Origin of the sequence: Cohnella cellulosilytica (assembly GCF_042431195.1) — a bacterium.
Classification (GTDB): Bacteria; Bacillota; Bacilli; order Paenibacillales; family Paenibacillaceae; genus Cohnella; species Cohnella cellulosilytica.
On the sequence record NZ_JBHMDN010000008.1, the window covers coordinates 90,927 to 104,563 of the forward strand.

General features: G+C 58.2%; 14 protein-coding genes. 13 read left to right on the top strand and 1 reads right to left on the bottom strand.

Going from position 1 to position 13,637, the window contains the following annotated elements; all coding sequences use genetic code 11:
* Positions 1-246 precede the first annotated feature (246 nt).
* The 11 genes from ehuB to ACFFT4_RS05325 all read left to right on the top strand — a co-directional run bounded on the left by ehuB (position 247) and on the right by ACFFT4_RS05325 (position 9,988).
* Positions 247-1,158 carry an ectoine/hydroxyectoine ABC transporter substrate-binding protein EhuB gene (gene ehuB, locus ACFFT4_RS05275; protein ID WP_378045666.1) on the top strand — a complete coding sequence of 304 codons (912 nt, stop codon included), beginning with the start codon at positions 247-249 and terminating at the stop codon, positions 1,156-1,158.
* Entirely contained in the window at positions 1,158-1,814 is a 657-nt protein-coding gene (ehuC, locus tag ACFFT4_RS05280; protein ID WP_378045668.1) for an ectoine/hydroxyectoine ABC transporter permease subunit EhuC, read from the top strand. Before ehuB ends, ehuC begins: the two co-directional genes overlap by 1 nt.
* Before the next feature lie 3 nt (positions 1,815-1,817).
* Positions 1,818-2,492, top strand: a complete 675-nt coding sequence (ehuD, locus tag ACFFT4_RS05285) for an ectoine/hydroxyectoine ABC transporter permease subunit EhuD (protein ID WP_378045669.1) — start codon at positions 1,818-1,820, stop codon at positions 2,490-2,492.
* Positions 2,489-3,337, top strand: a complete 849-nt coding sequence (gene ehuA, locus ACFFT4_RS05290) for an ectoine/hydroxyectoine ABC transporter ATP-binding protein EhuA (protein WP_378045671.1) — start codon at positions 2,489-2,491, stop codon at positions 3,335-3,337. Before ehuD ends, ehuA begins: the two co-directional genes overlap by 4 nt.
* Positions 3,334-3,834 (top strand): diaminobutyrate acetyltransferase, encoded by a 501-nt coding sequence (gene ectA / locus ACFFT4_RS05295; RefSeq protein ID WP_378045672.1) that lies wholly within the window; start codon positions 3,334-3,336, stop codon positions 3,832-3,834. Before ehuA ends, ectA begins: the two co-directional genes overlap by 4 nt.
* Positions 3,835-3,860: 26 nt before the next feature.
* Positions 3,861-5,159 carry a diaminobutyrate--2-oxoglutarate transaminase gene (ectB, locus tag ACFFT4_RS05300; RefSeq protein ID WP_378045673.1) on the top strand — a complete coding sequence of 433 codons (1,299 nt, stop codon included), beginning with the start codon at positions 3,861-3,863 and terminating at the stop codon, positions 5,157-5,159.
* Between the two features lie 39 nt (positions 5,160-5,198).
* Positions 5,199-5,588 (top strand): ectoine synthase, encoded by a 390-nt coding sequence (locus ACFFT4_RS05305; protein ID WP_378045675.1) that lies wholly within the window; start codon positions 5,199-5,201, stop codon positions 5,586-5,588.
* Between the two features lie 18 nt (positions 5,589-5,606).
* Entirely contained in the window at positions 5,607-6,479 is an 873-nt protein-coding gene (gene thpD, locus ACFFT4_RS05310; protein WP_378045677.1) for an ectoine hydroxylase, read from the top strand.
* A 267-nt stretch (positions 6,480-6,746) separates the two neighbouring features.
* Positions 6,747-7,310: an alkyl hydroperoxide reductase subunit C gene (ahpC, locus tag ACFFT4_RS05315; RefSeq protein WP_378045678.1), complete on the top strand. Its 564-nt coding sequence runs from the start codon at positions 6,747-6,749 to the stop codon at positions 7,308-7,310.
* Positions 7,311-7,324: 14 nt separating this feature from the next.
* A complete protein-coding gene (ahpF, locus tag ACFFT4_RS05320) occupies positions 7,325-8,854 on the top strand; it encodes an alkyl hydroperoxide reductase subunit F (RefSeq protein ID WP_378045679.1) in 1,530 nt (509 codons plus the stop codon).
* Between the two features lie 138 nt (positions 8,855-8,992).
* Complete coding sequence (locus ACFFT4_RS05325; RefSeq protein WP_378045681.1) at positions 8,993-9,988, top strand: Gfo/Idh/MocA family protein; 996 nt, start codon at positions 8,993-8,995, stop codon at positions 9,986-9,988.
* 279 nt (positions 9,989-10,267) lie between these two features.
* Here the strand turns inward: ACFFT4_RS05325 and ACFFT4_RS05330 are convergent, their stop codons facing one another.
* The gene (locus ACFFT4_RS05330; RefSeq protein ID WP_378045683.1) at positions 10,268-11,218 is read right to left on the bottom strand and encodes a serine hydrolase domain-containing protein; all 951 of its coding nucleotides are present in this window, start codon (positions 11,216-11,218) and stop codon (positions 10,268-10,270) included.
* Positions 11,219-11,386: 168 nt separating this feature from the next.
* Here ACFFT4_RS05330 and selD point away from each other — a divergent pair, with 168 nt between their 5' ends.
* A complete protein-coding gene (gene selD / locus ACFFT4_RS05335) occupies positions 11,387-12,439 on the top strand; it encodes a selenide, water dikinase SelD (RefSeq protein WP_378045684.1) in 1,053 nt (350 codons plus the stop codon).
* A gap of 27 nt (positions 12,440-12,466) precedes the next feature.
* Positions 12,467-13,552 carry a tRNA 2-selenouridine(34) synthase MnmH gene (gene mnmH, locus ACFFT4_RS05340; protein ID WP_378045686.1) on the top strand — a complete coding sequence of 362 codons (1,086 nt, stop codon included), beginning with the start codon at positions 12,467-12,469 and terminating at the stop codon, positions 13,550-13,552.
* The last annotated feature ends 85 nt before the right edge of the window (positions 13,553-13,637 follow it).

Below are 13,637 nucleotides of genomic sequence, written 5' to 3' on the forward strand. Positions count from 1 at the left end.
TGAGGGATATATCTCTCGTTATCTTGAATTTGCTTAATAGGAAGAGTTATTTTGCCAGTTCGAATCAAGCTCTATACGGAAGGATAGGGGAGGATAAGGCCGAATAGGGCTGCTGAGTTCCCCTAAGCATGGCTGAGCCGGACTCAGCCTTGCTGACCCGGGGATATGAAGGGTGAGCCTCCGGGCGATCCATGTTACCATAACAACCGTGTTTGACCAAAATTAGGGAGAAAAGGAGTTCGTGGAATGAAGAAACGGTTTCACGTCGAGCTTGGCTTGGCCTTGTTGGTTGCGTTGGGGGTGCTGGCGGGATGCGGAAGCGGCAAAGGAGGGGACAACGTCTCCGACGCTTCGGGAGCTTCCGCCCCTCCGGCGGAAACGACGTTGGAGAAAGCGCGGCGGGAGGGTTACATTACGGTGGGATTTGCGAATGAAAGACCTTACGCTTATGCGACGCCGGAAGGCAAGCTGACGGGCGAGGCTGTGGAAATTTCCAGAAAAATCTTGTCCAATCTGGGGATTGCGCAAATGGACGGCGTATTGACCGAATTCGGTTCTCTCATTCCCGGATTAAAAGCCGATCGCTTCGCTATGATTACAGCCGGCATGTTCATCACCCCGGAGAGGGCTCAGGAAGTCGATTTTGCCAATCCCGAATACAGCATAGGCGAAGCGCTCGCGGTCAAGACAGGCAATCCTTTGAACCTGAAAAGCTATGAAGACATTCAAGCGAACCCGGAAGCGAAAGTAGCGGTGATGGCAGGGGCGATCGAAGCCGAGTACCTGGAGAAAGTCGGGGTCGCGGATGCCCAAACGGTCATCGTGCCGGATCAGCCGTCGGCCATATCCGCCCTGCAATCCGGACGGGCGGACGCGATTACGATGACCGGACCGGCACTGCAAGCCATGCTGGATTCGGCCAAGGACGACGGCATCGAACGGGTTATGGATTTCGTGCAGCCGATCATTGACGGTAGCGATGTGCGAGGTTACGGCGCGGCCGTATTCCGCAAGGAGGACGGCGACTTCCGCGAAGCGTTTAACGCCGAGCTGCAGAAGCTTAAGGAGTCCGGCGAGCTGCTCGATATTTTGCAGGAATTCGGCTTTACCGAACAGGAGCTGCCGGGCGACGTTACCGCCGAGGAGCTGCTGAAGTAATGGATTGGCTTCACCTGGATTTGCTGCCGCCGCTGCTCAAAGGGCTCAGGATCACGCTTATCCTGACGGTCATCGGCATCGCCGCGGCGCTTGTCTGCGCGTTTCTCGCCGGTCTGGCCAGATTATCGAAATTCGCGGCGCTTCGTTGGTCGGCGGCGGCTTACGTGGAGCTGTTTCGCGGAACCTCGCTGCTCGTCCAGTTATTTTGGATCTACTTTGCGCTCCCCATGCTGCTCGATATTCGGCTGTCGGCGATGGCCGCCGCGGTTATCGCGCTTGGTCTGAACTACGGCGCCTACGGCTCCGAAATCGTCAGAAGCTCGATCGCGGCCGTGTCCAAGGACCAGCTCGAAGCGGCGATCGCTTTGAACATGAAGCCCGGACAGCGGCTTAGAAGAATCGTTCTTCCCCAAGCTTGGAGGATGATGCTGCCCGGATTCGGCAATTTGCAGATCGAGCTGCTGAAGGGCACGTCGCTCGTATATCTGATTACGCTTGCGGACGTCACTTATCAGGCGATGATGCTTCGTTCCTACGATCTGTCGAGTACCGCCGCCATTTTTTCCTGGTTGTTGATTTTGTATTTTGCGGCCGCTTACGCGTTGACTTCGCTGGTTAGATTCGCGGAGCGAAGAGCCGCGACAGGGAGGGGATAGCCGTTGTGGGATTGGGACTATGCGCGAGCGATTCTGCCCAAGCTGCTGGAAGCGATCCCCGTCGCCGCGCTCGCGGCCGCTGCGGGATTTGCGGTCGCCGCTTTGCTCGGACTGCCTCTGGCGCTGGCCAAGAGATCCGGTCGCCGCTGGATTTCGCTGCCCGTGACGGCGGCGGCGGAGTTCGTGCGAAGCACGCCGCTGCTCGTGCAACTGTTCGTATTGGTTTTTGTGCTGCCGCAGACGTTCGGCATAAGCCTGCCGCCGCTATGGGCGGGCGTGCTCGGTCTGGGGATTCATTACAGCACGTACTTGTCCGAGGTATACAGATCGGGCATCGAGGCGGTGCCCAAGGGACAGTGGGAAGCGGCGGTATCGCTGAATTTCGGGAGATGGCGCAGATGGACGGGAATCGTCCTGCCTCAGTCCGTCCCGCCGACAATTCCCGTCATGGGCAATTATCTGATTACGATGTTTAAAGAGACGCCGCTGCTCTCGGCCATCACCGTAGTCGAATTGCTGATGACCGCCAAGATCGAAGGCTCGGCTTCGTTCCGGTACGTCGAGGCGTTCACCGGAGTAGGCGTTCTTTTCCTGGCACTGAGCTATCCGTCGTCCTTGCTCGTGCGAATGCTGGAAAAACGGCTGCGGCGAAGAGAAAGGAGAACGACAATACAATGAGTCAGAATAATCAGATTTCAACGGCGCCTCTTCCGATCGTGCGCTATCGCGGCATCACCAAACAATACGGAGATCGCGTCGTTCTGAAGGAACTGGATTTGGATATTTATCCGGGAGAAAAGCTGGCGCTGATCGGGCCCAGCGGTTCGGGCAAGACGACGATCGCAAGGCTGCTTATGACCTTGGAACAGCCCACTTCCGGCACGATCGAGGTCGACGGCGAAATGCTGTGGCATATGTCGGTCAAGGGCAAGCAATTGCCCGCGAACGAGAAGCATCTGCATCGGGTGCGGGGCAAGATCGGCATGGTGTTTCAGCACTTCAACCTGTTTCCCCACATGACGATTATGCGCAATGTGACGGAAGCGCTGGTTCATGTGCGCGGGCTGGATAAAACGGAGGCGAAGCGGCGTGCGGCCGCGATGCTGGAACGGGTCGGCCTGCAGGAGCATATCGATCACTACCCGTCGCAGTTGTCCGGCGGACAGAAGCAGCGCGTCGCGATTGCCAGAGCGCTCGTGATGGAACCGAAAATCATGCTGTTCGACGAGGTGACTTCGGCGCTCGATCCGGAGCTCGTGGGCGAGGTGCTGGAGGTCATTAAAGGAATTGCGGCGCAGGGAGACATGGCGATGATTCTGATCACCCATGAGATGGATTTCGCCCGGGACGTCGCCGACCGGGTCCTGTTCACGGACGGCGGCAGCATCGTCGAGGAGGGAACGCCCGCGCAAATTTTCGAGCAGCCGCAGAGTCCGAGGCTGCAGGCGTTCCTTTCCCGATTCCTCAATGGCGGACCGGACCGGGAAACAAGCAGCCGGGCGGCCGCGGGGGTCGAACCATGATCGGCGCGCATACGGAAGCGAATGTGTACTGCCGAATTCCGGGGCAAGCCGACGGCGCGCGAATGTGGGAAATGGCCCGCGACAGCGGAAAGCTCGACTTGAACTCCGCCTACTTCTACCTGGCCATGAGCCGCTTCTTCTCGGAAAGCTGCAGAGTGGCGATCGACGCCTCCGACGATTCCTTGGCCGGCTTTATCGTCGGGTTCCGTCAGCCGCAGCGGCAGAACACGCTGTTCATATGGCAGATTGCCGTCGCGGAGCGCCTGCGGGGACGGGGGATCGCCGGAAAGCTGCTCGACGATGCGAGCGCCCGCGATGACATTCGGTATGTCGAGGCAACCGTGTCGCCGTCGAACGGGGCCTCGCGGGCTATGCTCGCGAAATGGGCGCGCGGCCGCGGGCTTGAAGCCGAAATTTCGCCGGGCTTCGAGGAGCGTTATTTTCCCGGAAACGGGCACGAACGCGAGGATTTATATCGAATCGGGCCGTTGAAATGACCGATCAAAGGGAGGAATTGCACCAAATGACAGAACCGCTGGGCAAAAGCAGGGATATGCGAGTATTCGAACGCTGCGAATCGGAGGTGAGAAGCTACTGCCGGTCGTTCCCGACGAAATTCCATCGGGCTTCCGGATACACGATGTGGGATGTCGACGACAACGCCTACATCGATTTCTTCGCCGGAGCCGGGGCGCTGAATTACGGGCATAATCCGCCGGAGATGAAAGACAGACTGATGCGCTATTTGGCCGACGACGGCGTCGCGCACACACTCGATATGGCGTCGGAAGCCAAGGAAGCGTTTCTGTCGAGCTTCGAGGAGACGATTCTGAAGCCGCGGGAGCTCAACTACAAGGTGATGTTTCCGGGACCCACGGGAACGAATTCGGTCGAAAGCGCGCTGAAGCTGGCGAGGAAAGCGACCGGACGACAGACCGTCATGAGCTTTACGAACGCGTTTCACGGCATGACGCTCGGAGCGCTCGCCGTCACCGGCAACAAGTTTAAGCGGGGAGGCGCCGGCGTGCCGCTGCATCATGCGGTATCGATGCCTTACGACGGGTATATGGGACCGGACGTCAACACGCTCGATTATATCGAGAGCTATCTGAAGGACAGCGGAAGCGGCATTTCCCTTCCGGCCGCGGCGATCGTCGAGACGCTTCAGGGAGAGGGCGGAATCAATGTGGCTTCCGACAAATGGCTGAAGGGGCTGGCCGACATATGCAAGCGATACGGCATGCTGCTGATCGTCGACGACGTCCAGATGGGATGCGGAAGAACGGGGACCTTCTTCAGCTTCGAACGCTGCGGAATCGTTCCGGATATCGTCTGTCTGTCCAAATCGATCGGCGGTTACGGATTGCCGATGGCGCTGACGTTGATCAAGCCGGAGCTGGACTTGTGGAAGCCCGGGGAACACAACGGCACGTTCCGCGGGAACAACCTGGCTTTTATCACGGCTGCCGAGGCTTTGAATTTCTGGAAAACGACGCGATTCGCCGAAGAAATCGCGGATAAATCGCGATTTCTTCGAGAACGGCTGACAGACCTGGTGCGCAAGTTCACCGACTTTGAAGGGGAAGCGAGAGGTCTCGGGATGATGCAGGGAATCGCCTTCGAGCCGGGCATTGCCGACCGAATTTCGCGAATGGCGTTCGAGCGCGGACTGATTATGGAAACCTCGGGAACCGACGGCGAAGTGATCAAAATCATGCCGCCGCTGACGATAGACAAGGACGGGCTGAACCGGGGCTTAAACGTGCTGGAGGAATGCCTCGTCGAGATTTCGAAAGAAACGGACGCCGTATTGGCTCGTTAATCGCGCGGAATTTTAATGAAGAAAGAGGTATAAAAAACGATGATCGTAAGGCATTTGGAAGATCGTATCGGCACTGCGTACGACGTTGCCGCCGCCACTTGGAACAGCCGCAGATTGCTGCTGCAGGAAGACGGAGTCGGCTTTTCGCTGCACGACACCGTGATTCAGGCCGGGACGGAAACGCTGATCTGGTATAAGCACCACGTCGAAGCCGTCTACTGCATCGAAGGCGAAGGGGAAATCGAGCTGACCGAGACGGGAGCGACCTACGCGATTCGGCCGGGCATGATGTACGTGCTGGACGGACATGAAAGACATCTGTTAAGAGGAAAAACGGATATGAGGATGATTTGCGTGTTTAACCCACCGTGCACGGGACAAGAGGTGCATGACGAAGAGGGAGCGTACGCCGCCCCTCGACATAACTAACGAAGGAGCGTGTTAAACATGACTACCGCAACCGATTGCTACCCGACTCGCCGAGGGTTGGAGCCTGAGTTTGTCGAGCGGGTCGACCCCGTCGTATACGATCCGGAAATTCGCCAGAAGGAAATCGATAAGTCGCAGCTCGATTTTTACGAGAATAACGGCTATTTGTTTTTGGAGGATTTTTTCGACGAGAACGAAGTAACCGAGTTTAAGAGCGAGACCCGGCGGCTGCTGGCTTCCAGCAGAGGGGCTTCCCGTCCGGAGGTGATTCTGGAGCCGGGCGGCGACGAGGTGCGTTCCGTATTCGCCGTGCACGAGAGTCATCCGTTCTTCGAGTCGCTCGCCGCCCACCCCCGCTTGTCCGCGATCGTCCGTCAGATTCTGGGCAGCGAGGTTTACGTCCATCAATCGAGGATCAACTTCAAGCCGGGATTTACGGGGAAGGAGTTTTACTGGCATTCCGATTTCGAAACCTGGCACGCGGAGGACGGCATGCCGCGAATGCGGGCGCTGAGCTGCTCGATCGCGCTGGAGGACAACAATCCGTATAACGGTGCGCTGATGGTCGTTCCCGGATCGCACCGGACGTTCGTCAGCTGCGTCGGCCGGACGCCGGACGATCATTACAAGCAGTCGCTGCGCAAGCAGGAATACGGCGTCCCGGATCAGGAAAGCTTGACCCGGCTGGTCGAGCAGGGAGGGATTCGGATGCCCGTCGGCAAAGCGGGTTCCGTGCTGCTCTTCGATTGCAACCTGATGCACGGTTCGGCGAGCAATATTTCTCCTTATCCGCGCAGCAACGCGTTCTATGTATTCAACAGCGTCGAGAATCGGCTGCAGGAGCCTTTCTCCGCGGGCATGCCCAGACCTTCTTTCATCGCTTCGCGCTGAGGCCGGCCGAAACCGGTCCGGATCTCGATTATTCGGGGTCTCGGACCGTTTTTTTTCTTATATTTTCCCAACAAATGAGGAAGACTAAAACGGTACGGGGAAAAATGCGGGTGTTCACAAAATGGACAAATTCTCTTCATCTTTTCTTCATGAGAAAGTAGTCGAATGGTGATACTATTTGTAATGAGCAGTAAATAAGAATCATTATAGACTGCTAACGCTTCTCAATTAGGCGTCCCAAAACATTCACTATAGGAGGAATTTCAAATGTCTCTGATTGGAACAGAAGTATTACCGTTTAAGGCGTCCGCTTACCAGAACGGCAAGTTTATCGACGTGACCGAACAAAACTTCAAAGGGAAATGGAGCGTCGTATGCTTCTACCCGGCGGATTTCACGTTTGTATGCCCGACCGAGCTCGCCGACCTGCAGGATCAATATGAAACTTTGAAAGCTCTCGGCGTAGAAGTATATTCCGTATCCACGGATACGCACTTCACGCATAAAGCATGGCACGACAGCTCCGAGACGATCGGCAAAATCACGTACATCATGATCGGCGACCCTTCGCATACGATTTCCCGCAACTTCGACGTGTTAATCGAAGCGGACGGCCTGGCTGACCGCGGCACGTTCATCATCGATCCGGACGGCGTCATTCAGACGGTCGAAATCAACGCGGGCGGCATCGGCCGCGACGCGAGCACGCTGGTCAACAAGATCAAAGCGGCTCAATACGTACGCAACAATCCAGGCGAAGTTTGCCCGGCGAAATGGCAGGAAGGTTCGCAAACTTTGAAACCGAGCCTTGATCTTGTAGGCAAAATCTAAAGGGGGTCTCTCCGGTGTTGGATGCGGATATCAAACAACAACTCAGCCAATACCTTCAGCTCCTGGAAGGCGATGTGCTCATCAAGGCGAGCGCGTCGTCCGACGATGCCGTATCCAACGACATGCTGGCTTTCTTGGACGAGCTGGCCGGCATGTCCTCCCGAATTACGGTCGAGAAAGCTCAGCTGGCCAGATCGCCGAGCTTCAGCGTAAACCGGACCGGGGAAGATACCGGCATCGTTTTCGCAGGCATTCCGCTTGGCCACGAATTCACTTCGCTGGTGCTGGCTTTGCTGCAGACGAGCGGAAGAGCGCCGAAGGTTGAACAAAGCGTTATCGATCAGATCAAAAGCATTACGGGCCATTATGCATTCGAAACTTACGTCAGCTTGAGCTGCCACAACTGTCCGGACGTCGTCCAGGCGCTGAACGTGATGAGCGTTCTGAATCCGGGGATTTCCCATACGATGATCGACGGGGCCGTGTTTAAGGACGAGGTCGAGAGCAAGGAAGTGATGGCCGTTCCTTCCGTGTTCCTGAACGGGGAGTTCTTCGGAAGCGGACGGATGTCGCTGGAAGAGATCGTAGCGAAAATCTCCGAAGCGCCGGACGCTTCGACGTTCGACGCCAAGGAACCGTTCGAAGTGCTGGTCATCGGCGGCGGTCCGGCCGGCGCGAGCTCGGCCATCTACGCGGCGCGCAAGGGCATCCGCACGGGAATCGTCGCGGAGCGCTTCGGCGGCCAGGTGATGGATACGGTCGGCATCGAAAACTTCATCAGCGTGAAGTATACCGAAGGGGCCAAGCTGGGCGCGAGTCTGGAAGAGCACGTCAAGGAATACGACGTCGACGTCATGAAGCTCCAGCGGGCCAAACGGCTGGAGAAGAAGGACTTGATCGAGGTCGAGCTCGAGAACGGAGCCGTGCTGAAGAGCAAGACGGTTATTCTGTCCACCGGCGCGCGCTGGCGCAACGTCGGCGTTCCCGGAGAAGCGGAATTCAAAAATAAAGGCGTTGCTTACTGTCCACACTGCGACGGTCCGCTGTTCGCGGGTAAAGACGTGGCGGTTATCGGCGGAGGCAATTCCGGCATCGAGGCCGCGATCGATCTGGCGGGCATCGTCAAGCATGTCACCGTACTGGAATTCATGCCCGAGCTGAAGGCGGATTCCGTGCTGCAGGACCGGCTGTTCAGCCTGCCCAACGTAACGGTGCACAAGAACGTGCAGACGAAGGAAATTACCGGAACGGACAAGGTAAACGGAATTTCCTTCATCGACCGGGCGACCGGGGAAGAGAAGCATGTCGAGCTGCAGGGCGTATTCGTGCAGATCGGGCTCGTTCCGAACACCGATTGGCTGGGAGACGCCGTCGAGCGCACCCGCATGGGCGAAATTGTCGTCGACCGTCACGGCGCGACGAGCTTGCCGGGCGTATTCGCGGCCGGCGACTGCACGAACAGTCCGTACAAGCAAATTATTATTTCGATGGGCTCGGGCGCGACCGCCGCGCTTGGCGCATTCGATTATCTGATTCGGAATTAAAAGCCGGATGTGCAAGCAAGCCGCAAGAAATGATTGTCGATGGGGAAGATCACTCGAACTCTCGTCTATCATTCTTGCGGCTTTTTGGTATACAATAAAGAAAGCGAATACATATAGACGTCATGGGAGGAATTATCGATGAGCAAGGAAACGGGAAAAATCGGATGGGGAATTCTCGGCGCCGGCGGCATTTCGTCGGCCTTTGCGAAAGATTTGAAGCTGGTGGAGAGAGCGGAGCTGATCGCGGTTGGCGCCCGGGACGCCGCGAAGGCGGAGGCGTTCGCCAAGCAATACGGCGCGGCGCGCTCTTACGGCAGCTATGAGGAGTTTCTGCGCGATCCCGACGTGGACGCCGTCTATATCGGCACGCTTCATCCGTGGCACGAGCAGCAGGCGATCGCCTGTCTGGAGGCGGGCAAAGCCGTTCTGTGCGAGAAGCCGTTTACGATGAACGCGGCGGAGGCGAGCAACGTCGTCCGCGTCGCCCGGGAGAAAAAGGTGTTCGCGATGGAGGCGATGTGGACGCGCTTTCTGCCGCCGATCGTGCAGGTCAGAGAGTGGCTGAAGCAAGGGCTCATCGGCGAGGTCCAACTTCTCAAAGCCGATTTCGGCTTCGACGTGGGCTGGAAGCCGGAGGGACGGCTGCTGAACAAAGAGCTGGGAGGCGGGGCGCTGCTGGATGCCGGCGTCTACCCGGTGTCGTTCGCGTCGATGATCTTCGGCGAGCAGCCGATCAAGGTGATGAGCAGCGCCGCCATCGGGGAGACGGGCGTGGACGAGAGATTCTCGCTGCTGCTCGAATATTCGGGAGGCCGGACGGCCGCCCTGAACGGAGCGGTTCGGCTGAACATGCAGAAGGACGCCTACATCTACGGCACGAAGGGCCATATTCACGTGCCGGATTTCCTGTTCGGAAGGAGCGCCCATCTGCACGTCAACGGCGAGGAGCCGCAGCACGTCTCCGACGACCGCACCTTTGCCGGCTACAAGCACGAGGCGCAGGAGGTAACGGATTGTCTGCTTTCGGGACGGCTGGAGAGCGAGATTATGCCGCTTGACGAGACGGTCCGCATTATGGAGACGCTGGACCAGGCGCGGGCGCCATGGGGCCTTGTGTATCCGAGCGAGCAATAAGCGAGCGGCGGCGAAACGCTGCGCTTGAGATGGTGAAGGGGCTGTTCCCTAAGCAAGGGCGTACGAGATGATCGATGAAAAAGAAGAAGCATCTATCTTCTGGAGCCTGCCTCATACGGTCCTGAAATGACCCATTCACGGGTTTATCGGTTCAAAATTTCAGGATCGTATAGCAGCGGAAGGAGATAGATGCGACTTGCAACCTTCATCGATTATCGTTCGGTACGACTCTTTGTACTTAGGGGACAGCCCCTTTCGCATGAAAGCGGCCATTCTCGCTTAATCCGTCCTTGCTGCGAGCGCCGGAGCGACGATCTCCCGAAATACATGCATCGGGATGCGATCTCTTTTCCTTTTGTCGTCCGTCAGGACAACGACGATTCGCAGCTCGGGAACGACGTAGACGAACTGGCCGCCGTAGCCGCGAGCGTAATAATAATCGAAGGTGCCGCCCGCAGGTTCGTCGCCTTGCTCCGCAAACGTATCCGTCCACCAATGCCAGGCGTAACAGCCCCGATTGGGCGGCGAGGCCGCGATCGCGGGCTGCACGGAACGGAGCGCCTGCCGCTCGGAGATCAGCTGCCGCTCGCCGAAACGTCCCCGATGCAAATACAGCTGCCCGAAGGACAATAAATCCCCGGGGCGCAGCTTCAGGCCGTAGCCGCCGGTGTGGATGCCTTGCGGATCGCTTTCCCATTCGTACTGCTCGATGCCGAGCGGTCCGAACAGCTCCAGCTCGGCGAAGCGCGCGGTCGGCATGCCGCAGCTCCGCGCGAGAATCGCGGACAGCAGCTGGGATACGCCCGAGTTGTACTCCATTTTCCGTCCCGGGGATTCGGCCATCGGCTGCGACAGCACGAAGTCGACCCAATCCTCCGACCGGGTCATGCGCGGGAAGGATTTGATTCCACCGAACTCGGTCCACTCCAATCCGGCGGTCATCGTCAGCAGATGCTCGAGCGTGATGTCCCTTTTCCGGGGATCGGGATCGGTCAGCAGCTTCGGGAAAAACTCGGCGGCGGGCGTATGCGGCTCCGGGAGCAGCCCCCGGTCCATGGCGATGCAGATCAGAGCCGAGAGGACGCTCTTCGTGCACGAATTTACTTTGGCTGTCTCGGCGGTAATGCTCGAATTGCGGTAATGCTCGAATACCATTCGTCCGTCCCGGCTGATCAGGCAGCTTCTCAAGTCGAGAGAGGCGATGGCGGAGGTTAGATGTGAAAGGTTCATACGATAGATGTTATCGTCTGGGGCGGGGGAATGCAAATGCGCCGCGACCGGAAAGCGGATATCGTTTTAAGCGGCCGTAAACGCATGGGAGGAAGAGGGCTTTGCGAATCGGTCCGGCAATCGTGTACTATTTAACTATGGAAACCAGAATAGAGAGGAATATGCGGCATGTCGACCACAGATAAAATCAAATTGACTTCTTACTCCAGCAAAGGAGGCTGCGGCTGCAAGATCGGTCCGGCCGATCTGGCCCAGGTGCTCCGCAATCTTCCGGCCCCTGCCCCGAACCCGAATCTGCTCGTCGGTCTGGACACCAGCGACGACGCGGGCGTCTATCGGCTTAACGACGAGCTTGCGCTCGTGCAGACCGTCGATTTCTTCACGCCGATCGTCGACGATCCTTATTCGTTCGGTCAGATCGCCGCGGCGAACGCGATCAGCGACATTTACGCGATGGGCGGCACGCCCCTGACGGCGCTGAACATCGTGGCGTTCCCGATTGCGACGCTGGACAAGCAGGTGCTGACGGACATTCTGCGCGGCGCGGCGGCTAAGGCGAGCGAGGCGGGCGTTACGCTCGTGGGCGGCCACTCCATCGACGACAAGGAGCCGAAGTTCGGACTGGCCGTAACCGGTCTCGTCCATCCGCAGAAGGTTCGCGCCAATGCCGGCGCCAAGCCGGGAGACCGGTTGATTCTGACGAAGCCGATCGGGGTAGGCATCCTGACGACCTCGATCAAGAAGGACCAGCTCTCGGAGGAAGAGATCGCGCGCGTGACCGCGGTGATGGCGACGCTGAACAAAACCGCCGCGGAGACGATGAGCCGCTTCGACGTGCACGGATGCACGGACGTGACCGGATTCGGGCTGCTCGGGCACGCACTGGAAATGGCCAAGGGCAGCGGAGTGGGGCTGCGCATCGCCAAGGATCGGGTGCCGCTGCTGCCGAGGGTAAGGGAACTCGCGGATAACGGATTTGTCCCCGGCGGGACGAAGAACAATTTTGCCCATATCGAGGATTCGGTCTCGTTCCCGGAGTCGATGGATCAGGTCGATCGGTGGATTTTATGCGATGCCGTCACTTCGGGCGGGCTGCTGATTTCCGTCGCTTCGTCCGACTCCGAGGCATTGCTCGCCGCGCTGCTCGAGGCGGGCGTCGAGGCAAGCCTGATCGGCGAAGCGGTTGCGGAACACCCGGGACGGATCGAAGTTTTGAATTAAAGGCTGCAAGCTTAAGGAGAGAAACTATTGTTTCAAGACATTACGCTGGAAGAGTTAAGAGACCTGCAGCAGAAGCAGGAGCTCGCGTTCGTCGACGTGCGTTCTCCGTCCGAATACGAGCAAGCGACCATACCGGGCAGCCTGAACATTCCGCTGTTCAACGACGCCGAGAGAGCGGAGATCGGCACGATCTACAAGCAGACCAGCGTTCAGGCCGCCAAGGAACGGGGATTGGAGATCGTCTCGGCCAAGCTGCCGGCCTTTATTAAGGAATTCGCGGGCATCGGCTCCAAAAAAGTCGTGTTTTGCTGGCGGGGCGGGATGAGAAGCAAGACGACGGCGACGGTGCTGTCGCTCATGGGCATTCATACGTATCGCCTGGCCGGCGGTTATCGCGAATATCGCCGGTGGGTCGTCGAAACGTTAAGCGCTATGGAGTTTGCTCCGAAAGCGTACGTCATTCACGGCAATACCGGGACGGGGAAAACGGCGCTGCTGCGCAGGTTAAAGGAGGAAGGCTACCCGGTACTGGATCTGGAGGCGATGGCGGGACACCGGGGATCGGTATTCGGGAGCATCGGCCTGGCAAGCCGCAACCAGAAAGCGTTCGACGCGCAGCTGCTGGAAGAAATGCTGCGAATTCAAGCCTCGCCGTATGTCCTGCTCGAGGCGGAAAGCAAACGAATCGGCAAAGTGCTGCTGCCCGATCTGCTGGTCCGCAAAAAAGCAGAGGGAATTCCGATCGAGATCGAGATGCCCGTCGCGGCCCGGGTCGAGCAGATTCTGCAGGATTATCGCCCGGCGGAATATAAGGAGGAGTATATTCAGGCGTTCAGGCAGATCAAATCGCGCATCCATACGCCGATAGCCGCCGAGATCGAGACGCTGCTGCTGGCCGATCGTTATGCCGAAGCGGTGGAGCTGCTGCTCGAGCATTATTACGATCCGCGCTACGCGTACACGGCGGAACAGTACGGGGACCACCCGGAAATCCGCTTCGCCGTCGGCAGCACGGAAGAGGCGCTGGCTGCGGTCCGCGGCTATCTTCAGGAGCAAGAACACCGAGAAGGCCAAGCCGACCCGTCGCTTGAAGCGAAACAGCCTTCCGTTTAACGGGCGGCCCGCTGCCGGAATAAGCGCGACGAACCGAGCGTTAAAGCGATTCCCGGCATAATCCGTCCCATTCCCGGCATACAAT